Source organism: Vannielia sp. (genome assembly GCF_029212645.1).
Classification (GTDB): domain Bacteria; phylum Pseudomonadota; class Alphaproteobacteria; order Rhodobacterales; family Rhodobacteraceae; genus Vannielia.
The window spans coordinates 41632-62205 of sequence record NZ_JARGND010000007.1 but is presented as its reverse complement, the minus strand read 5'-3'; the positions used below and the strand labels follow the sequence as shown (position 1 = coordinate 62205).

The following is a 20574-nucleotide window of genomic DNA, read 5'->3' as shown; positions in this document are numbered from 1 at the left end:
CTAGGCGGCTCAGTACCCGGCAGCGCGATCCACCAGCCCCACCAAGCCCTCGCCCGCCTCGGCGCGGCGGATGTTTTGGGCGATGGACTGCGCCGCAGAGGCAGGCCGGGTCGCCGAGGCGGTGTGGGCGGTGACGGTAACGCCGGGATTTGCCCAAAACGGGTGATCCCTTGGCAGCGGCTCGTCGCGGAAGGTATCCAGCGTTGCATGGGCCAAGCGGCCGCTTTTCAGCGCCTTCAGCAGCGCCGCATCATCAATCAGCGTGCCGCGACCGGGGTTCAGCACAAAGCTACCCTGCGCGAGCCAGCCAAGGGTTTCGGTGTTGAGAGTGTTCTCGGTGGCGGGCGTTGCGGGCAGCAGGGTGACGATAATCTGCGCGCCGTTCAGCGCGTCGCGCAGCCCCGCATCGCCGCTAAAGCAGGCCACGCCCTCAATCTCTTTCGCCCCGCGCGACCAGCCCCGCACCGCAAAGCCCGCGCCGGCCAGGGCCCTCGCACAGGCCGCGCCCAGGGCGCCAAGCCCCAGCACCGTAACCACGCGATCCTCCGGCAGCGGCGGCACAAAGAAACGCCACTCGCCCTCGGGGTTCACGATATGCGCATCCAGCCCAAGATGATGGCGCATGGTATGGCCCAGCACCCATTGCACCATGCCCTCTGTCATCTTGGGGTCCACCATCCGGGCCAGCGGCATGGTGAGGGTTTCGTTGCCAACGATCTGCTCCACCCCGGCCCAAAGCGACAGCGCCGCGCGGGCGCGGGTGTAGGGGGTGAAATCCGCTATCGGCCCGCTGGGCGCGAAGACGATGTAATCAACAGCCTCCGGGGCCACCTCACCCGCCTGCGCGATCTGCGCCTCTAGCCCCGCCTCGGCCAAAGCGCCGGGCAAAACAGGCGCGTACTCATCCCACACCCCGTCAGGTGCCGAAAAAACCAGTTGAATCATGCTCTTCCCCTTGGTCGATGAACATGCGCCGATTGCACCAGCCCGAAGGCCGCCATCAGCACCAGCATGGCCGAGCCGCCGTAGCTGACCAGCGGCAGCGGCACTCCAACCACCGGCGCAAGGCCCATGACCATCGACATGTTGACCGCGAAATACAAAAAGAACGCCCCCGCGATCCCCAGCGTGAGCAGCGAGGAAAAGCGGTCTTTGTTCTTGAGCGCCGACACCACGCAAAACGCGACGATGCCGATGTAGAGCATCAGCAGCGAGACCCCGCCCACAAAGCCAAATTCCTCGGCCAGTGTGGTGAAGATGAAGTCGGTGTGCTTTTCCGGGAGGAAGTTGAGCCGCGACTGCGTGCCCTCCATCAGCCCGCGCCCTGTCCAGCCGCCAGAGCCGAGGGCGATCTTGGATTGGGTGATGTGGTAGCCCGCGCCAAGCGGGTCAGACTCGGGATCAAGGAAGGTGTCGATCCGGCGATACTGATAGTCCTTCAAAAATTGCCACGCCGTGCCGCGAAGCGCAAACACCGAAAACACCCCGCCGCTGCCGATCAGCGCGACCACGGCGAAATAAAGCCAGTGAACCCCGGCGCAAAACATCACCGTCGCGCCGCCGACCAACAGCAAAAGCGCTGTGCCCAGATCAGGCTGGCGCAGCACCAGGATGGTGGGGATGAGGATCAGCAGCACCGGTATCAGCACGTAAAACGGGTGCGAGGTTTTGCCGACATCGAGCCAGTCGTAATAGGCGGCGAGCAGCATCACCAGGGTGATCTTGGCCAGTTCCGAGGGCTGGAGCTGCATGAAGCCAAGGTCGATCCAGCGCTGCGCCCCCATGCCGACAGAGCCAAATAGTTCAACGAAAACAAGCATCAGGAGCGCGGCGATATAGGCCAGAAGCGCCAGATTGCGCCAAAAGTAGATCGGAACCATCGCGATGAGAAACATCAGCGTCAGCCCCAGTGCAAAGCGTTTCATCTGGGGTTCGGCCCAGGGCGAAAGCGAGCCACCCGCCACCGAGAACAGCATCAAAAAGCCCACGCCGGCCACCGCGATCAGCAGCACCACCAGCGCCCAATTGAGGTAGAGCACCTTGGCAAAACCGGTTGGGATGGTCTCGCGGTTATACTCAAGATAGCTCATGCACGATCACTGGCCTGTTTGCGAATTTCCTCGCGGATGGGAAGCTCCTTGCGCATCTGCTCCACCCGCCAGCGATCCCCTTTGGGATAGGCCGAAAGCGGCGGGAAGCCGCCATAGAGCGCCTGTAGCATCACATCCCGCGCGATCGGGGCCGCCACCGTAGAGCCGCCGCCGCCATGCTCAACCACCACCGAAAGCGCGTATTTCGGCTTGTCGTAGGGCGCGAAGGCGACAAAGAGCGCGTGGTCCCGTTCTTCCCACGGCACATCCTGGTTGCGCACCACAACAGAGCGCACCTGGCTGGTGCCGGTCTTGCCCGCCATGGCCATGCCTTCGCTCAAAATGCGGGCGCGCCGCGCGGTGCCCCGGCCCGAGTTCACCACGTTGAACATCCCCTTGCGGACCTGTTGCAGCGCGGTGGGCGAAATATCGAGCGGCACCGCGCCCTTCACCTCGGTCTCGCGGCCATCGACCGATTTGACCAGGCGCGGCTCAATCGCGTTCCCGCTGGCGATCCGCGCGGCCATCACCGCCAGTTGCAGCGGCGAGGCCAGCACAAAGCCCTGCCCGATAGAGGCGTTGAGGCTGTCGCCGATCACCCAATCCTGATCGTAGCGCTCCTTTTTCCACGCCTTGGTGGGGGCGAGGCCCTGCGCGACGGCAGACATCGGCACATCATGGCGCACCCCGATGCCCAGCTTCTTGGCCATCGCCGAGATATTCTCGATCCCCGCTTTCAAGGCGATTTCGTAGTAATAAACATCACAGCTTTGCTGGAGCGATCCATCGAGATCCACCCAGCCGTGCCCCGAGCGCTTCCAACAGTGAAAGCGGCGCCCCGCAACCTCCTTGTGGCCGCGGCAATAGAAGGTTTCACCGGGGGTGATCACACCGGCCTCAAGCGCGGCCAGAGCGGTAACCATCTTGAACGTCGAGCCGGGCGGGTAGAGGCCCTGCGCGGCCTTGTTGGCCAGCGGGCGGTGGTCATTTTCGGTGAGGGATTTGTAATCGGCTACCGAAATGCCGCGCACAAACAGGTTGGGATCAAACGAGGGCGCAGACCCGATGGCGACCAGATCGCCGGTTTCCACATCCATCACCACGCAGGCGGCGCTTTCCGTGCCCAGCCGTGCCTGCACAAAGTTTTGCAGCGCGGAATCAACTGTAAGCTGCAGGTCGGCACCGCTTTCGCCTTGCTGGCGATCCAGCTCGCGCATCACCCGGCCAGCCGCGTTCACCTCGATCCGCCGGTTGCCCGCGCGGCCCCTCAGCGGCTCTTCCCACTTGTTCTCGACACCCGATTTGCCGATCTGAAATTGCGGCAGCTTCAACAGCGGGTCCGGTTCTTCCAGCTTTGAGAGGTCATAGTCGCTGACCCGCCCGACATAGCCGATGACATGGGCAAAATCCTCGGCCAGGGGATAGCTGCGCGACAACCCGACCTTGGGCGAAATGCCGGGCAACGCCGGCGTGTTGACCGCCACCTCCGAAAGCTGCTCCCATGAGAGCCGGTCGGCGATGGTGTATTCATGGAAGGGCGAGGAGCGGCGGATATCTGCCAGGGTTTTCTCCACGTCCTCATCGGGCAGCGGCACGATCTGGCGCAGCCGCGCAATGGTGTTCTCTATATCGCCCGCATCTTCGGGAACGAGCACCACGCGGTAGATCTGCTCGTTGACCGCGAGCGGGCGGCCTTCACGGTCAAAGATCAGCCCGCGCTCAGGCGGGATCAGCGAAAACTTGATCCGGTTTTCCTCGGCCAGCAGGCGGAAGGTATCCGCCTGATCCACCTGAAGGTGGCGCATCCGCCCGACCAGCAGCGCCGAAAAGCCGCCCATCAGCCCGCCCATGATCAGCCCGCGCCGGGTGATCCGGCGGGCGCTCTCTTCGGTGTCCTTGGGCGCGCGCTTCATAGCCGGTGCCCCAGTGCATCCACCTCACCGGGCGAGGCCTTGCGCAGCCCGAAGAGCAGGTGGGAGGCGAGCACCACCAAGGGGTAAACACCGATGGTGGCAATGGCCCGCGCGGTGGCCACGCTCAGCGGCGGTCGCGGCACCATGAACAGGGCGAGCAGGGCGAAATAGGCGATCAGGATCGCCAGCACCACCGAGCCTGCCAGGGCCCATTCCACCGGGAAGGGCACCTCGCGCGAAAGGGATTGCCGGGCGCGCAGGAATTCGGTGCCAAGCAGCACCAGCATCGCCCACAGCCCCGGCGGGCGCTGAAAGATCAGATCGGCCGTCAGGAACACCATCACGATCAACATCGGTGGCACAAAAGCCGGACGGCGGAGCACCCACGCCATGGTGAGCGCCAGCATCAAATCCGGGCCGGGCCAGCCCTCGGCCGAGGTATCCAGCGGCAACAGCCGAAAGAAGGTGAACAGCGCACAAAGGACAATAAAGCCAAGGCGATAGGTCCAGGTGCGTGAGGTGACCGGATCAATCATGCGCCATGCCCTTTTGCCAGGGCGCCCGTTTGCTGGGGGAGAGCGGCGTTACCCATCGGTCGCGCCCCCGTTCTGGGTAAGCGCATCGGCGGGTAGGTTGGGGCCGGTGGCAGGCGCAAGGATCAACCCGCCGGGATCTTCGATCACCTCCGCCTCGTGGCTGCGCAGAACGCGCAGGTAATCAAGCTGCTGATAATCCGCCGAAAGCCGCACCCGCAGCCGCCCGTCGCGCCCCTCCACAACCTGCCCGACCACAAGCCCCGAGGGGAACAGCCCGCCATCGCCCGAGCTCACAACCCTGTTGCCGGGCTGCACAAGGTCACGGCCTTCCAGAAACTCGATAAGCGGTGCGGCGGTATTGTCGCCCGACAGCATTGCATGCTGCCCCGAGGGCTGGATCGTTACCGGTATGCGGCTGGCAGCGTCGCTGAGCAGGATCACCCGCGCCGTTTGGTCGCCCACCCCCGAGATACGCCCGGCCAGCCCCAGCCCGTCCATCACCGCCCAGCCATCGCGGATGCCGTCCCGGCGGCCCACGTTGATCAGCACCGATTGCCGGAACGGCGAGCCCGAATCAGCCAGCACCACCCCCGAAATCGAGGTGAGCCGCGGGTCGAGCCGCAGGTTGTTGAGCGCCAGCAGCTTGGCGTTTTGCTGTTCCAGTTGTTCGGCGGCTTCTTTCCACGCCTTCATCTTTTGCAACTCGCGCCGCAACTCCTGGTTTTGATCATAAAGCCTGTTGTAGCTGCTGAAGCCCTCGGCCATGTCGCCCAGCTTGGTGGCCGGCCCCGAAGCCCAGTTAAACGAGGGCACAACCGCATCAAGCAGATTGGCGCGAAAGCGCTCAACCCGCGGGCTGTCGATCCGCCAGAGCAGGAACAAGCCAAGGCAGAACACCACCAGAATCCCCACCAGAATACGCCGGACGGGGCTCACATAATCAATATTGGGTTCTCGTCTCGCCAAGCGGGGGCTACCTCACTGGTCCGAGACCCGCCGCTTGGGCCTCAACTATCGTAGTCTATCACATGCCTGAGCTGTTTTTCATATTCCAGCGCCTTGCCGGTGCCGAGGGCCACACAATTGAGTGACTCGTCAGCAACCGAGACGGCAAGGCCGGTCTGCTCACGCAGGGCCAGATCAAGCTCGCCCAACAGCGCGCCACCGCCGGTGAGCATGACGCCCCGGTCAACGATATCGGCGGCAAGATCAGGCGGGGTGGTCTCAAGCGCGGTCATCACCGCTTCGCAAATCTGTTGCACGGGTTCGGCAAGCGCCTCGGCAACCTGCGCCTGATTGATCTCGGTTTCCTTGGGCACACCGTTCAGCAGGTCACGGCCCCGGATCATCATCGACGAGCCGCGCCCATCGTCGGGCATCCGTGCGGTGCCGATCGAGGTTTTGATCCGCTCGGCGGTGGCATCCCCGATCAGGATGTTATGCTGGCGGCGCAGGTAGCTGACAATGGCCTCATCCATCCGGTCGCCGCCCACCCGCACCGAGCGGGCATATACGATGTCGCCCAGCGACAGCACGGCCACCTCGGTGGTGCCGCCGCCGATATCCACAACCATGTTGCCGGTCGGATCGGTGATCGGCATTCCGGCGCCAATCGCCGCTGCAATCGGCTCTGCGATCAGCCCGGCGCGGCGCGCGCCTGCCGACAGCACAGATTGGCGAATGGCCCGCTTTTCCACCGGGGTCGCGCCATGTGGCACGCAAACGATAACCTTGGGTTTGGTAAAGGTGGTGCGCTTGTGAACCTTGCGGATGAAATGCTTGATCATCTCTTCCGCCGTGTCGAAATCGGCAATCACACCCTCACGCATGGGCCGGATTGCCTCGATGCTGCCGGGCGTGCGCCCCAGCATCAGCTTGGCGTCCTCTCCCACGGCCAGCACTTCCTTGCGCCCGCCCTTGGTGTGATAGGCCACAACCGAAGGCTCGTTGAGGATCACACCCCGGCCCTTGACGTAGACCAGCGTGTTGGCCGTCCCGAGGTCAATCGCCATGTCAGACGAGAAAAGACCGCTCAGAATACCCATTGCCCGGATTGCCCCCTGTTGCACCACCACGAGGGCGCGATTCTGGCTGGCCCTCGAACGGGCTACCTATAGGGCCTTGCCGGGGTCAGGAAAAGGGGCATGGCAGGATGCTGCCAAGCGATAGGCAGGAAGTGCCGATAATGTGTTCGCCGCTGCTTTGTGGTGATGCGTTTCAGGAACACCGAAGGCACTGGCGCACCGGCGCAATACAGTCTGGCCGCTCCATGAATCAGACCCCGCGAGGGAGCGTATGGGGGCTGTTGAGTGCTGGTTCGGAATGCCGTTCAGGCTGGTCGCCCCCACCACAGTTGAGGTTTGGCAAGCGGATCGGTCAGCTGCCGAGATAGCGCACTCCCTGTCGCCCTTGCCATCACGTTGTGCCACCGGCGGGGCATGCACGTATTGCCGCGCCGTCTTCCCGTTGCTCCGGCCCTGATTTTGCGCCGCATCATGGGTTTTCCGGCGCGGTGGTGGCGCGTATAACGCTGGCATGGCAGTGGAAAAACCAAAAGAGCAGGACCTCTACGCCCCGGTGAAATCCCTCCTTCAATCGCAGGGTTACGAGGTGAAGGGAGAGGTGGGCGCGGCAGATGTGGTTGCCCGCCGGGCCGGCGAGGAGCCGGTCGTGGTGGAGTTGAAGCTGGGGTTCAGCCTTGCGCTGGTGCACCAGGGGGTGGCCCGCCAAGCGCTCACAGATGCAGTTTATCTCGCGGTGCCACGCGGGCAGGGGCGGCGCTGGCTGGGGGCGCTCAAGCAAATGAAGGTGCTGTTGCGCCGTCTCGGGCTGGGGTTGATCCTTGTGCGCCTGAAGGACGGGCATGTGGAAATCGCGCTTGATCCGGCCCCCTACACCCCGCGCAAATCAAAGCCCCGCAAAGCGCGACTGCTGCGCGAGTTTGCCCGCCGCGAGGGCGATCCGCAGGTGGGTGGCGCTGCCCGCAACGGCGCGATGATGACCGCCTATCGCCAGGATTGCCTGCGCCTTGCCGCCCATCTCGCCAGCCACGGCCCCTGCAAAGGCGCCGCCGTGGCCAAGGCAACCGGGGTTGAGGTGGCCACCCGGATGATGCGCGACGATCACTATGGCTGGTTCGAGCGGGTCGAGGTGGGCGTCTATGGCCTCACCCCAAATGGTGCAAAGGCGCTCGCCCCCGCCGCAGCAAAGCGAACGGATTGAATTGACGAATGCGCCGCGGTTTGCTCCAAGGCTGCAAACCCAGCGGACCAGCAACACGGGGATGACCCTTCCAATGAGCAAACGTATCGTTCTTTCTTCCGACCACGCCGCAATCGCGCTGCGCCAGACCATCGCCGAGCATATCGCCGCAAAGGGTTGGGAGGTGGTCGATCTTGGCCCCACCACGCCCGAAAGCACCCATTATCCCGAACGCGGGGCCGAGGCCGCCGAGCGCGTCGCCTCCGGTGATTGCGCGCTGGGCATTGTCCTTTGTGGCACCGGGCAGGGCATCATGATGGCCGCCAACAAGGTGAAAGGCATCCGCTGCGGGGTGTGCCACGATACCTTCTCCGCCAGGATGATCCGCCAGCACAACGACGCGCAAATGCTCGCCATGGGCGCACGGGTGATCGGCGAGGGGCTGGCGCTTGATATCGTTGATGCTTTCCTCGATGCCGCGTTCGAAGGCGGCCGCCATGGCACCCGCGTCGATATGATCAAGGCGCTCGAAGCCTGATCGCGCGCCGCCCCACGGCACCGCACAAAAAAGGCGCGGCAGTCTCCTGCCGCGCCCCCTTGTTTTACTCCGCCGGGTTCAGCCTGCGTCTTTGTAGCTGACCTCGCGCACTTCCTTGCCCCCCAGCTTTTCGCGCCGGGTGCGCAGGCGGTTGAGCGCGGCAACGTAAGCCTTGGCAGAAGCCACAACCGTATCCGTGTCGGCAGATTCACCGGTGGCGAGAATGCCATCTTCCTCCATCCGCACGGTCACTGTGGCCTGCGCATCGGTGCCCTCGGTTACGGCATGTACCTGATAAAGCTGTAACTTTGCCTTATGCGGATAAAGCTCTTTCACCGCATTGAAGGTGGCATCCACCGGGCCATCGCCCTGCGCGGTTGCCTGCTGATCCACCCCATCAATGGTGAGCGTGATATCTGCCGATTGCGGCGCCTGCGTGCCGCAAACCACCCGCAAAAACTTCACCTTCAGGTGCTCCTCTGCCGGGTCGGCGCCGCTGTCGCGCGTCAGCGCCACGAGATCGTCGTCAAACACCTCTTTCTTGCGATCCGCCAACTCCTTGAAGCGCACGAACACGTCCTTCAGCTGGTTGTCGCCCAGATCAAAGCCAAGATCGGCCAGCTTTGAGCGCAGCGCGGCACGGCCCGAGTGCTTGCCCATCACCAGACTGGTCGCGCTGAGGCCCACATCCTCGGGGCGCATGATCTCAAAGTTCTGGGGGTTCTTCAGCATCCCGTCCTGGTGGATGCCGCTCTCATGGGCAAAGGCGTTTCTGCCGACAACCGCCTTGTTGGGCTGCACCGCAAAGCCACTCACAGCGGCAACCCGGCGCGAGATATGCATGATCTTGCTGGTGTCGATCTCGGTGTCGAAGGGCAAGATGTCATGGCGGGTTTTCATCGCCATCACCACCTCTTCCAGCGCGGTGTTGCCGGCCCGCTCGCCCAGACCGTTGATCGTGCATTCAATCTGGCGCGCGCCCGCCTCAACAGCGGCAAGGCTGTTGGCTGTCGCCATGCCCAGATCGTTGTGGCAATGGGTGGCAAAAACCACCTCGTCGGCGCCCGGCACCCGTTCGATCAACCCGCGGATCAGATTGGCGCTTTCGCGCGGCGCGGTGTAGCCAACGGTATCGGGGATGTTGATCGTGGTGGCCCCGGCCTTGATGGCAATCTCGATCACCCGGCAAAGGTAATCCCACTCGGTGCGGGTGGCGTCCATCGGAGACCACTGCACATTGTCACACAGATTGCGCGCGCGGGTCACCGTGTCGTGGATGCGCTCGGCCATCTCGTCCATCGTCAGGTTGGGGATCTGGCGATGCAGCGGCGAGGTGCCGATAAAGGTGTGGATACGCGGGCTTTTGGCGCATTTTATCGCGTCCCAGCAGCGATCAATGTCCTCGTAGTTGGCGCGCGCAAGGCCACAGATCGTGGCGGATTTCGCGGCCTTGGCAATCTCGTTGACGGCGGCAAAATCGCCCTCGGAGGCTATCGGAAAGCCCGCTTCGATGATGTCCACGCCCATTTCGTCAAGCAGCGAGGCGATCTCGAGCTTTTCGTCGTGAGACATGGTTGCGCCGGGGCTTTGTTCGCCGTCACGCAGGGTGGTGTCAAAAATCAATACACGGTCAGACATATCTGGCCCCTCCTCAAATTCGGTTTTGCGGGGCAGGCGTTGTGCCTGAATCCCCGGAATTGGGTTCACCCTTCGGCTCGATCAGAAGGGCCATCCCCTCCTCCTCGGCACGGGGCACGATGACAAGCTCACCGGGGCCCGCCGTGACCGGCGCGGCCTCCTCATACTCCATCACCGTGGAGCCTTCCAGCACGAGGAAGAGATTGTCGCTGGTATCATGCATGTGAAAAGGGAACGCGCCCTTGCCTTCTTCCACCATGGCCTCGTTGTCATTGCATGCGGCAATGGCCTTGGGGTTCCAGTGGCTGCTGAAAAGCGCAAGCTTGTCAGGCAGGTTTATCGGTTTCATGTGATGTGTCCTTAGCGGCTGATGTCCTTTGGCGCGGCGATACCCCTGAGCGGTCGCGCCGGAAAGGCACGCTCAGAGGCAGCTAAGGAGAAGCAGCAAGCCAGCAAGCGGCAGCGCAGCCGCCAAGCCCAGCGAAAGCTGGCTGGCGTGGGGCAGGGCACGGGCCTCTGCGGTCTGGCGGCGCTGTTGCATCATGTCGGTGATCATACCGGGGCAATGGTAAAAGAAAAGCAAAAATTTTTGGCGGCGGGGGCAGACGGTGGGTTGCACCCACCCTACGGATAGGGTGGGGCCAATGCACGTTGACTCAAATGATGTTGTGCTCTGGGCCAAACGGAAAACCGGTGATGTTTTCTGCGCCGTCTTCGCCGATCACCAGAATATCGTGTTCGCGGTAGCCGCCCGCGCCCGCCATCCCTTCGGGGATCGTCAGCATCGGCTCCATCGAAATCACCATCCCCGGCTCCAGCACCGTGTCGATGTCCTCGCGCAGCTCCAGCCCGGCTTCGCGGCCATAGTAATGCGACAGGATGCCAAAGCTGTGGCCATAGCCAAAGCTGCGGTATTGCAGCAGGTCGCGGGCCTCGTAACAGGCGTTCAACTCTGCCGTCACCTCCGAGCAGCGCGCACCGGGTTTCAGCAGCGACAGGCCCAGCTCATGCACCGCCACATTCGCTTCCCAATAGCTGCGCGACGCAGGGTCACATTCGCCCACAAAAAGCGTGCGTTCTAGCGCGGTGTAATAGCCCGAGATCATCGGAAAACAGTTGAGCGACAGGATATCGCCCCGCTCCAGCTTGCGCGAGGTCACAGGGTTATGCGCGCCATCGGTATTGAGCCCGGATTGAAACCAAACCCAGGTGTCGCGGTATTCCGCATCGGGGAAGGCGCGGGCAATCTCGGCCTCCATCGCGTTGCGCCCGGCCATGGTCACCTCGATCTCGGTGGCACCGGGGCGGATGGCCTCGCGGATCGCCTCGCCGCCAAGGTCACAAATGCGGGTGCCTTCGCGGATCAGCGCAATCTCGGCGGGGCTTTTCACCATGCGCTGGGTCATCGCCGGGGCGGCGATATCGGCCAGCGCGGCGGGCTTCAGGAACCTCTTCAGCTTGGCAAGCAGCGCCACCGTCAGGTGATCTTCCTCATAGCCAAGGCGGACCCCCTCACCCGAAACCTCGCGCAGCGCGCGCCAAAAATTGTCACGCTCCCAATCGGTGTAGGTGATCGCATCGCCGTGGCAGCGCCGCCACGGCTGGCCCGCGTCGATTCCCGCAGAAATCACCACCGCGCTTTTGGGAGTAACAACCAGCCCATAGGGCCGCCCGAAGCTGCAATAGAGAAAGCCCGAATAATAGGCGATGTTGTGCATGGAAGTAAAAAGCGCCACCTCCATGCCATGCTCGGCCATCAAGGCGCGCAGCCGGGCGAGGCGCTGGTCATATTCCTCGCCGTTAAAGGGCAGGGGGGCCTTGGGGCCATTCTCGAAGCGGTAAAACTGTGGACGGTTCGTCATGTGCAACCTTTCCGGGCCTCGCGCGGCCCTTTCATTTCAGAAAGGTCCCGGCGTGCAGGACGGTCAGGGCCCAAGGGTGAGCGACGCCATCGCTCCGGGCAAGACCAGCTTTGCCACGGGGCGGCCCCCTTGTGAAGATGCCAGATGCAGGCGACGCGCCAGATGCACCGCATCCTGCTTTCCCCAGCCCAGCCAATCACGTAGCGTGGCCGCATGATCCGCTACCTCGCCTCGCGCCTGCTCTCGCTGGCCCTCTCGCTTCTTGTGGCCAGCGCGGTGATTTTCCTAATGCTGGAGGTGCTGCCGGGCGATCCGGCCCGCTTTATGCTGGGGATCAATGCCCAGCCCGATACCGTGGCCGCGCTGCGCACCGAGCTTGGCCTCGATGGCACCACGATCGAGCGTTACCTGCGCTGGATCACCGGCCTGCTGCGCGGCGAAATGGGGATTTCCTATACCTACCGCGTGCCGGTGCAGGAGCTTGTCAGCGCCCGGATCGCCGTTTCGGCCCCTCTGGCGGGCTATGCGCTGCTTCTGTCCACGCTCATCGCCATTCCGGTGGGCCTTTTGGCGGCGGCGCTGCGCGGCACGGTGGCGGATTACGGCATCATGGGGCTGACCCAGCTTGGCATCGCCATCCCCAACTTCTGGTTCGGGATGCTGCTGGTGCTGGGCTTTGCAATCACATGGAAGCTCTTTCCCTCCGGCGGTTTTCCGGGGTGGGACGCGGGGTTCTGGGCGGGCCTCAGGGCGCTCACCCTCCCGGCCATTGCACTGGCTCTGCCGCAAGCCTCTATCCTTGCCCGCGTCATGCGCTCGGCGGTGATCGAGGTGCTCTCGCAAGACTTCATCCGCACCGCCCGTGCCAAGGGGCTGTCGCGCACACAGGCGCTCACCCGCCACGCGCTGCGCAATGCGCTGGTGCCGGTGCTCACCATCCTCGGGCTGCAATTTTCCTTCCTGCTGGCGGGGGCGATCATCATCGAAAACGTGTTCTACCTGCCCGGCCTCGGGCGGCTGATCTTTCAGGCGATCAACCAGCGTGATCTGATCGTGGTGGAAAGCGCGGTGATGCTGCTGGTCTTTGCCGTTATCACCGTCACCTTCCTGACCGATATCGCCTATGGCCTCGCGGACCCTCGGTTGCGGAGGCGCAAATGAGGCTCCCGGCGCAAATGTGGATCGGCGCGGCGCTCACCCTCGCCTTCTCGGCACTGGTGCTGCTCTCGCTGGTCTGGACCCCCCATTCCGTGCTCGAACTGTCGATCTCCACCAAGCTGCAAGGGCCGTCACCGGCGCATTGGCTTGGCACCGATCATCTGGGCCGCGATATGCTCTCGATGCTCATGGCGGGGGGGCGCACCTCTGTGGCGGTGGCGCTTGTGGCGGTGGGGATTGGCCTTGGCATCGGGGTGCCCCTTGGCCTGATCGCCGCCGCATGGCGCGGCTCGCTGCTGGATGAGGTCCTGATGCGCGGCAATGATCTGATCTTCGCCTTCCCCTCACTGGTTATCGCGATCCTGATCACCGCCACCTTTGGCCCCTCGGCGGTGAATGCGATCCTTGCCATCGGGATTTTCAACATCCCGGTGTTTGCCCGCGTGTCGCGGGGCGCGGCGCTGGGGATCTGGCAGCGCGAGTTCATCCTTGCGGCCCGCGTGGCAGGCAAAACACGGCTGCGGATCAGCGCCGAGCATATCCTGCCCAATATCGCCAACCTGCTGGTGGTGCAGGCCACCATCCAGTTTTCGCTCGGTATTCTGGCTGAGGCGGGGCTCAGCTATGTGGGCCTTGGCGCGCAGCCGCCCACCCCGTCATGGGGGCGAATGCTGGCCGAGGCGCAAACGCTTTATTACGGCTACCCCCGCCTTGCCATGCTGCCCGCTGGCTGCATCATCGCCATGGTGCTGGGCCTCAACCTCATGGGCGACGGGCTGCGCGACATGCTCGATCCGCGCCTGCGCCGGGTGGCCCGCCAATGATCTCGCTCAGCCACCTCTCGCTTGAAATCCACGGCACGCCGATCCTGCGTGATGTGTCGCTCACGCTGGTGCCGGGGCATATCCTTGGCCTTGTCGGGGAAAGTGGCTCGGGCAAGTCGATGACAGCGCTGTCGCTGATGGGGCTTTTGCCGCAGGGCAGTGCGCTCAGCGGCTCGGTCTCACTGGAGGGTGAAGAGCTTACAACCGCCGCCGAGCGCCGCCTCTGCCAGCTTCGCGGCAATGAGATCGGCATGATCTTCCAGGAACCGATGACCGCGTTGAACCCGATGCAGCCCATCGGCGCGCAAGTGGCCGAAACCCTGCGCATCCACGGCGCCGCCTCGCGCCGCGAGGCCCGCCGGATCGCCCGTGAAAAGCTGGATCGTGTGGGGCTTGAGGCGATCCCGATGCACCGCTACCCGCATGAGCTTTCGGGCGGGCAGCGCCAGCGCGTGTGCATCGCCATGGCCATCGCCCTGCGGCCCCGCCTGTTGATCGCCGATGAGCCGACAACCGCGCTTGATGTCACGACACAGGCGCAAATTCTCAACCTGTTGCGCGAGCTGGTCCGCGATGAGGGCATGGCGCTGCTGCTCATCACCCATGATCTCGCGGTGGTGGCCGAAATGGCCGATGATATCGCCGTCATGCGGGCAGGCGCGGTGGTAGAGGCCGGACCTGCCGCTCAGGTTTTGCGCGAGCGCGCGCACCCCTATACCGAGGCGCTGTTTGCGGCCTCCGGCCACCAGCCAGACCGCGCCGCCACGCAACTGCGCGAGGTGCCGCTCCTGTCGGTCGAGCGGGCGGTGCGCGAGTATTCCGGCCGCTCTGGGGCGTTTCGGGCGGTGGATGAGGTCAGCTTCACCCTGCGCCAGGGCGAAAGCCTTGGCCTTGTGGGCGAGTCGGGCTGCGGCAAGTCGACCCTCACCCGCGCCATTCTGGGCCTTGATCCGCTGCAAGGCGGCGCGATCCGCCTTGATGGCCAGCCGGTCAGCCCGGCCATGGGGTTTGAGCTGCGCCGCCGGGTGCAGGTGGTGTTTCAGGACCCCTACGGCAGCTTCAACCCGCGCCACCGCGTTTCCCGGCTGATCGCCGAGCCGTTCCACCTTACCGGGCGCCCGGCAGACCTGCCCGCGCGGATTACCGAATCTCTCACGGCGGTTGGCCTGTCTCCAGACGATGCCCATAAATACCCGCATGAGTTTTCCGGCGGGCAGCGCCAGCGCATCGCCATCGCCCGCGCCCTCATCACCCACCCCGAACTCATTGTGCTGGATGAGGCCGTATCGGCGCTGGATGTGCAGGTTCGTGCGGTGATCCTTGATCTGCTGGCGCGCCTTCAGGCCGAGCGCGGGCTGAGCTACCTTTTCATCAGCCATGATCTTTCGGTCGTGCGCAACGTGACCGACCGTGTGCTGGTGATGCAGTCCGGCAAGATCGTGGAGGAGGGGGAAACCGAGCAGGTTTTCACCGCGCCCCGCCACCCCTACACCGCCCAGCTCATCGCCGCCGCGCCCACGCTTGAAGGGGTCGGTTAAGCGGTGATACCGCACCCTCCCTGCCGCCTCACGCCCCTTGTTGGGCGCCCACTTGGCGAAGAGAGCGCTCCGCCCATGGCCGCGGCCTCCTCCGGACGGGGTGTTGAGCGCTTTCTGCCCGCCCCGCGCCGCCCCCTCTCGACCCTCCGCCAACTTCGCCCCATAGTCCGCTGAGCAAAAGGAGGATCAATCATGCGGCTCAACGGAAAAACGGCCATCGTCACCGGCGGCGGATCTGGCTTTGGGGCAGGGATCGTGCGCAAGTTTGCCGCCGAAGGCGCGCGCGTTACGGTGGCGGATATCAACGCCGACGCCGCCCAGGCGGTCGCGTCCGAAACCGGGGGCACGCCGCTCACCATGGATGTGACCTCGCTGGCCGATTGGGAGCGCCTCGCCGCCCAAGGCCCGTGGGATATCCTCGTCAACAACGCCGGAACCACCCACCTGCCGCAGCCCATGGAGCAGGTCAGCGAAGAAGAGTTTGACCGGGTCTTTGCCGTTAACGGCAAGTCGATCTACCTTTCGGCGCGCACGGTGGTGGCCGGGATGAAGGCCCGCGGCATGGGCGCTGTGCTGAACGTCGCCTCCACGGCGGGGGTATCGCCGCGCCCCAATCTCAACTGGTATAACGCCTCCAAAGGCTGGGTCATCACCGCCACCCGCGCCATGGCGGTTGAGCTGGCCCCCCATGGCGTGCGGGTAAATGCGCTGAACCCGGTGGCCGGAGAAACCCCGCTGCTGGCCAGCTTCATGGGCGAGGATACACCGGAAATGCGCGCCAAGTTCCTCTCGACCATCCCAATGGGCCGGTTTTCCACGCCCGAAGACCTTGGCAACGCGGCCTGCTATTTGTGCTCGGACGAGGCGAGCATGGTCACCGGTGTCGGGCTTGAGGTGGACGGCGGGCGATGCATTTAAGCTCGCCACCCCGCGCCCGCCGCTCCCGCCGGATAGACCGCATCGCCTGGTGCGGCTAACCTCTGGTCATGCTCACACCCTTCTCGCTCTTTACCTCGATCTTTCGCCGCAAGCCCCGCGCCGAACCGGCCCGCCCTTTGCCCGAGGGCATGATGCGCCTGCACCTCTTTGGCGGCATCTTCGGCTCTGAAGCGGCGGCGCGGGATTACCTCTTTGGCCCCGTCGAGGTGGACCTGATCGACGCCCCCGCCCCGATGACGGTTGATCTGCCCGATGCCTTCGTCAACGCCGACTTCGTGCGCATGTCATGGGGGATCGGCAAGGAGGCGCTGCTGGCGGAGTATTTTCGCGGCGAGGCGCTGATGGACGCGGTGCATATCACCTCGCCCTTCGACACGCTGGCGCTCCTTCCCGAAGAGGGCTTGGGCGGCGTGCCCTTCCGCCTGCATGACACGCCCAAGCTGCGCTACCTCGGGGCCTTTCTGGTCACCGCTCCCTGATCCCCGCAAGGCGCGCAAACATCGCTCGGGCTTGCCTTTGTGGCAGAGGTGGGGTTGAACCAACTCGGACGAGTGAAGAGGAATCCTATGAAACCGGGGCCGAGAAACCTGATTACCGACGTGGCCGGGCTGAAGGTGGGCAACTCCACCAATGCGGTTGTGAAATCCGGCGTAACGGCCCTGGTGGGCGACGATCCCTTCATTGCGGGGGTGCATGTGATGGGCGGCGCGCCCGGCACCCGCGAAACCGATCTTCTGGCGCCTGACAAGCTGGTGCAAAAGGTGGATGCGCTGGTGCTGTCCGGCGGCTCCGCCTTTGGCCTTGATGCCGCCTCCGGGGTGGCCGACGGGCTGCGCAGCCAAGGGCGCGGCTATCAGGTGGGTGAGGCGCGGGTGCCGATTGTTCCCTCAGCGATCCTGTTCGATCTGCTGAACGGCGGTGACAAAAGCTGGAAAGACAATCCCTATAAAGCCATGGGCCGCATGGCGCTGGATGCGGCGGGCGAGAGCTTCAAGATGGGCTCCGAAGGCTGCGGGACCGGTGCAACCACCGCCAACCTGAAAGGCGGGCTCGGCTCGGCCTCGGTGGTGCTGGACAGCGGCATCACCGTGGGCGCCATTGTTGGCGTCAACGCGGTGGGCACGGCTGTCGCCGATGGGGGGCCGCGCTTTTGGGCCGGGGCCTGGGAAATGGCCGAGGAATTTGGCGGCATGGGCGGCCCCAAGGTCACCGATGCGGGCTTTGAACCTTCGCTCGAAAAGCTGGTCGGCGAGGCGACAACCATCGCCATCGTCGCGACCGACGCCGCGCTGGACCGCCCGCAAGCGCAACGCATGGCCATTGCCGCGCATGATGGCATGGCCCGCTCGCTGGTGCCTTCGCACACCCCGTTTGACGGCGATCTGGTGTTTTCTGCCGCGACCGGGCGCAAAGCCATGAAAGACCCGGAGTGGGACATTCTGCGCATCGGCCACGCTGCCGCCACCTGCCTCGCCCGCGCTATCGCGCGCGGCGTCTACCTTGCCCGCGCCGCAAAGGGGGACGACCTGCCAACCTGGCAGGATAAATTCGGCAAGTAACGGTTGCTGCGCACCTCGCTTTTCGTAGCCTCGCTACGCCCGGTATGCGGCCTCCGTAGCCTCGCTGCGCTCGGGTGGGCCGGGGTTACGTCCGTCTTCACCCCGCGCTAACGCGCCCTCGCATGTTCCAGCCGTTGCCTGGCAATGGCTTCCTGTGTTTTGGCCTTGTCCTGCTCTGTCAGCGCGCGTTCCACAAAGCCCAGATGCGCCTCAACGGCCTCTCTTGCGGCCTCGGGATCGCGGGCCTGAATGGCAGCGTTGATGGCGCGGTGCTGGTCAAGCAGCGTGTCACGGGTGGGTTTTTGGCGAAACATCACCTGGCGGTGGTAAAACACGCCCTGCTTCAGCAATTCATACATCGCCCGCATCATATGCAGCAGCACCACGTTGTGGCTCGCCTCCAGAATGGCGAGGTGAAAGGCGGCGTCCAACTCGGCTTCGCGCTCGGGGGCCGGGCGGGCGCGGTGGGCAGCTTCCATCGCCTCTAGCGCGGCTTTGATCACCTTCAGATCGGAGGGCGTGCCATGCACCGCCGCCCGCGCTGCGGCCTGCCCCTCCAGATCACGGCGAAAGGCGATGTAGTCATAAACCGCCTCTCTGTGCCTTGAAAACAGCCGCACCAAAGCGGGCGGAAAGGCCGCGCCGAGCGCTTCGGCCACAAAAACCCCCGCCCCGGCCCGCGCTTCCAGCAAGCCGCGCTTTTGCAACTCGGCCAGCGCCTCGCGCAGGCTGGGGCGGGAAACCTCAAGCCGCTCTGCCAGCTCACGTTCGGCAGGCAGCCGCTCACCCGGGTTCAGGATGCCCCGCAGGATCAGCGTTTCGATCTGCTCGACCACCGCGCTTGAAAGGCGGGCCGCGGCGACAGGCTCAAATGGCATGGCAAACAGGCATAAAAAGGCCCCCGGAAATTGGTCAGTTCATATGACCACTTCCCGAGGGGCAGGGCAAGCCAGCCGGGGAGGGACGGCCCCGGCGGCTTGACCGATTGTCAGCATCAGGCCCCGATCAGGTGTTGGGGATGATGATGATCTCAACCCGGCGGTTTTGCTGACGCCCGGTCGAGGTTTGGTTGGTGGCGATGGGCTGGCTTTCGCCGCGGCCTATCGCCTGCACCCGGCCAGAGCTGACGCCACCGTTGGCCAGAACCGCTTTAACGGCGCGCGCCCGGCGCTCCGATAGCTCCTGGTTATAGGCCGCCGCGCCGGTGTTATCGGTATGGCCGATCACCTGCACCGTGGTGTTGGGATAGTCGTTGAGGCTTTCGGCCAGCGTGTAAAGATCGTTCTCCAGCGCGCCGCTCACCGAGGCGCTGTCAACCGCAAACAGAATATCCTGCGGCATGGTCACGATCAGGCGGTCCCCGGTGTTTTGCACCGAAATGCGCCCGTCAAGGTCTTGGTCAAGCTCCTGCGCCTGCTTATCAAGCTGCTGGCCGATGGCACCGCCAACGCCAGCGCCCACAGCGGCACCGATCACAGCACCGCGGCGGCGGGCTTCTGCATCGTCGCCAGCCACAATGCCGGTGGCTGCGCCGATCAGCGCGCCCGTGATGGCACCGGATTTCGTTTTGTCCCCCATCTGGCCGTCGGTGCAGCCTGCGAGGGTGATGGAGGTGATGGCCGCGATGGCCAGAGGTGTGCGGAACATATCTGCTTCTATCCTTGTCTGCCTTGGGTCTTCCCATGGGTTCTTTTTGACCACAACGCCTTCTGTGCGGGCGGGGTTCCATGGCTATATAGGCGCTTCGGCAAGGTTTCGCCCGCCCTATCGCGGGTAGATGCGCGGAAAGTTGCCAAATTTGGTTGCGGAATGTTTCAGACCCTCACGGCACACTGGCGTGCACTGCCCTCAACCCGCCTCGCTGCGGGCCGCTTCCCAGGCGAGCAGGGCGCGTTTCACCGGCAAACCCCAGTGATAGCCGCCCAATCCGCCGCCTTTGCGCAGCGCCCGGTGACAGGGGATCAGCCATGACACCGGGTTGCGCCCCACGGCAGAGCCCACGGCGCGGTAGGCTTTGGGGTGGCCGATCGCCTCGGCAATCTCGGCGTAGGTGGTGACATGGCCCGTTGGAATTGCCAACAACGCCTCCCACACCTTGATCTGGAAGGGCGCGCCGATCAGGTAAAGCGGCGTTGGCGTGCCCGCCTCCCGCGCCCCGAAGGCCGAAAGCACCCATGGCCGCAACGCCTGCGGGTCTTCCACATAATCGGCCTTGGGCCAGCGCGATGTGAGGTCTTCCATGGTTGCGGCCTCGCCGGTTTCGGCGGCAAAGCCTATGCCACACAGCCCCCGCTCGGTGCCCATCACAAGGGCGGGGCCAAAGGGGCTTTTAAACCAGCCCCACCTGATCACCAGCCCCTCGCCGCCCCGGCCATACTCCCCCGGTGACATCGCCTCCCAGGTGATAAACAAATCATGCAACCGCCCCGCGCCCGAAAGCCCCGCCCCGGCGGCGGCTTCCAGCGTGGTGTGCCGCTCGGCCAGCAGGCGGCGGGCGTGATCGAGCGTCAGATATTGCTGGTAACGCTTCGGGCTTACCCCCACCCATTGCGAAAACACCCGCTGGAAATGCGCGGGTGACATGCGCATTTCACCGGCCAGCCCATCCAGCGTCAACTGGCCCTCGGCGGCGTCGATCACATCAAGCGCACGGCGCATCACCTGGTAGTGGTAGCCGTCTTCGCTGTTGTCGGGCGCGTCTGGCACAGGCGGGTTATGGGACATCTTGAGCCTCCTTCTTGCTCCATAAGCTAACGGCGCGGCGGCGGCGATGCGACC

General features: G+C 64.4%; 21 protein-coding genes. 8 read left to right on the top strand and 13 right to left on the bottom strand.

Annotation, left to right across the window (positions count from 1 at the left end):
• Positions 1 to 9: 9 nt before the first annotated feature.
• From P1U55_RS03935 to P1U55_RS03910, 6 genes are read right to left on the bottom strand one after another with little or no spacing between them, the layout of a single operon-like run.
• Complete coding sequence (locus P1U55_RS03935) at positions 10 to 945, bottom strand: NAD(P)-dependent oxidoreductase (RefSeq protein ID WP_301046199.1); 936 nt, start codon at positions 943 to 945, stop codon at positions 10 to 12.
• Positions 942 to 2090: a rod shape-determining protein RodA gene (rodA, locus tag P1U55_RS03930; RefSeq protein ID WP_301046198.1), complete on the bottom strand. Its 1149-nt coding sequence runs from the start codon at positions 2088 to 2090 to the stop codon at positions 942 to 944. Before rodA ends, P1U55_RS03935 begins: the two co-directional genes overlap by 4 nt.
• On the bottom strand, positions 2087 to 4003 hold the full coding sequence (mrdA, locus tag P1U55_RS03925) for a penicillin-binding protein 2 (protein ID WP_301046197.1): 1917 nt from the start codon (positions 4001 to 4003) through the stop codon (positions 2087 to 2089). The genes rodA and mrdA overlap by 4 nt, the downstream gene beginning before the upstream one ends.
• Positions 4000 to 4539: a rod shape-determining protein MreD gene (locus P1U55_RS03920; RefSeq protein WP_301046196.1), complete on the bottom strand. Its 540-nt coding sequence runs from the start codon at positions 4537 to 4539 to the stop codon at positions 4000 to 4002. The genes mrdA and P1U55_RS03920 overlap by 4 nt, the downstream gene beginning before the upstream one ends.
• Positions 4540 to 4587: 48 nt before the next feature.
• Positions 4588 to 5505: a rod shape-determining protein MreC gene (gene mreC / locus P1U55_RS03915; protein ID WP_301046195.1), complete on the bottom strand. Its 918-nt coding sequence runs from the start codon at positions 5503 to 5505 to the stop codon at positions 4588 to 4590.
• Between the two features lie 41 nt (positions 5506 to 5546).
• The gene (locus tag P1U55_RS03910) at positions 5547 to 6584 is read right to left on the bottom strand and encodes a rod shape-determining protein (protein ID WP_301046194.1); all 1038 of its coding nucleotides are present in this window, start codon (positions 6582 to 6584) and stop codon (positions 5547 to 5549) included.
• A gap of 490 nt (positions 6585 to 7074) precedes the next feature.
• Here P1U55_RS03910 and P1U55_RS03905 point away from each other — a divergent pair, with 490 nt between their 5' ends.
• Together P1U55_RS03905 and rpiB are read left to right on the top strand one after the other, a co-directional pair.
• Positions 7075 to 7761, top strand: coding sequence for a DUF2161 domain-containing phosphodiesterase (locus P1U55_RS03905; protein WP_301046193.1), 687 nt, complete (start codon positions 7075 to 7077; stop codon positions 7759 to 7761).
• 73 nt (positions 7762 to 7834) lie between these two features.
• Positions 7835 to 8278, top strand: coding sequence for a ribose 5-phosphate isomerase B (gene rpiB, locus P1U55_RS03900; RefSeq protein ID WP_301046192.1), 444 nt, complete (start codon positions 7835 to 7837; stop codon positions 8276 to 8278).
• 78 nt (positions 8279 to 8356) lie between these two features.
• Here the strand turns inward: rpiB and P1U55_RS03895 are convergent, their stop codons facing one another.
• The 4 genes from P1U55_RS03895 to P1U55_RS03880 form a co-directional block, all read right to left on the bottom strand.
• Positions 8357 to 9916: a 2-isopropylmalate synthase gene (locus P1U55_RS03895; protein ID WP_301046191.1), complete on the bottom strand. Its 1560-nt coding sequence runs from the start codon at positions 9914 to 9916 to the stop codon at positions 8357 to 8359.
• 13 nt (positions 9917 to 9929) lie between these two features.
• Positions 9930 to 10265, bottom strand: a complete 336-nt coding sequence (locus tag P1U55_RS03890; protein ID WP_301046190.1) for a cupin domain-containing protein — start codon at positions 10263 to 10265, stop codon at positions 9930 to 9932.
• A gap of 72 nt (positions 10266 to 10337) precedes the next feature.
• Positions 10338 to 10472 (bottom strand): hypothetical protein, encoded by a 135-nt coding sequence (locus P1U55_RS03885; RefSeq protein WP_301046189.1) that lies wholly within the window; start codon positions 10470 to 10472, stop codon positions 10338 to 10340.
• A gap of 100 nt (positions 10473 to 10572) precedes the next feature.
• Positions 10573 to 11778, bottom strand: a complete 1206-nt coding sequence (locus P1U55_RS03880) for an aminopeptidase P family protein (protein WP_301046188.1) — start codon at positions 11776 to 11778, stop codon at positions 10573 to 10575.
• A gap of 213 nt (positions 11779 to 11991) precedes the next feature.
• On the opposite strand from P1U55_RS03880, the gene P1U55_RS03875 reads away from it, so the two are divergent.
• The 6 genes from P1U55_RS03875 to P1U55_RS03850 all read left to right on the top strand — a co-directional run bounded on the left by P1U55_RS03875 (position 11992) and on the right by P1U55_RS03850 (position 17796).
• Positions 11992 to 12939 carry an ABC transporter permease gene (locus P1U55_RS03875; RefSeq protein WP_301046187.1) on the top strand — a complete coding sequence of 316 codons (948 nt, stop codon included), beginning with the start codon at positions 11992 to 11994 and terminating at the stop codon, positions 12937 to 12939.
• A complete protein-coding gene (locus P1U55_RS03870) occupies positions 12936 to 13760 on the top strand; it encodes an ABC transporter permease (RefSeq protein ID WP_301046186.1) in 825 nt (274 codons plus the stop codon). The genes P1U55_RS03875 and P1U55_RS03870 overlap by 4 nt, the downstream gene beginning before the upstream one ends.
• Positions 13757 to 15298, top strand: a complete 1542-nt coding sequence (locus tag P1U55_RS03865; RefSeq protein ID WP_301046185.1) for an ABC transporter ATP-binding protein — start codon at positions 13757 to 13759, stop codon at positions 15296 to 15298. The genes P1U55_RS03870 and P1U55_RS03865 overlap by 4 nt, the downstream gene beginning before the upstream one ends.
• A 192-nt stretch (positions 15299 to 15490) precedes the next feature.
• Positions 15491 to 16216, top strand: a complete 726-nt coding sequence (locus P1U55_RS03860) for a glucose 1-dehydrogenase (RefSeq protein WP_301046184.1) — start codon at positions 15491 to 15493, stop codon at positions 16214 to 16216.
• A gap of 68 nt (positions 16217 to 16284) precedes the next feature.
• The gene (locus P1U55_RS03855) at positions 16285 to 16716 is read left to right on the top strand and encodes a hypothetical protein (RefSeq protein WP_301046183.1); all 432 of its coding nucleotides are present in this window, start codon (positions 16285 to 16287) and stop codon (positions 16714 to 16716) included.
• 87 nt (positions 16717 to 16803) lie between these two features.
• Positions 16804 to 17796 carry a P1 family peptidase gene (locus tag P1U55_RS03850; protein WP_301046238.1) on the top strand — a complete coding sequence of 331 codons (993 nt, stop codon included), beginning with the start codon at positions 16804 to 16806 and terminating at the stop codon, positions 17794 to 17796.
• A 107-nt stretch (positions 17797 to 17903) separates the two neighbouring features.
• On the opposite strand, the gene P1U55_RS03845 is transcribed toward P1U55_RS03850, so the two are convergent.
• From P1U55_RS03845 to P1U55_RS03835, 3 genes are all read right to left on the bottom strand, one after another.
• Positions 17904 to 18674, bottom strand: a complete 771-nt coding sequence (locus tag P1U55_RS03845; protein ID WP_301046182.1) for an FCD domain-containing protein — start codon at positions 18672 to 18674, stop codon at positions 17904 to 17906.
• 127 nt (positions 18675 to 18801) lie between these two features.
• Positions 18802 to 19443, bottom strand: coding sequence for an OmpA family protein (locus P1U55_RS03840; protein WP_301046181.1), 642 nt, complete (start codon positions 19441 to 19443; stop codon positions 18802 to 18804).
• Between the two features lie 201 nt (positions 19444 to 19644).
• On the bottom strand, positions 19645 to 20520 hold the full coding sequence (locus P1U55_RS03835) for a bifunctional helix-turn-helix domain-containing protein/methylated-DNA--[protein]-cysteine S-methyltransferase (RefSeq protein ID WP_301046180.1): 876 nt from the start codon (positions 20518 to 20520) through the stop codon (positions 19645 to 19647).
• Positions 20521 to 20574 lie beyond the last annotated feature (54 nt).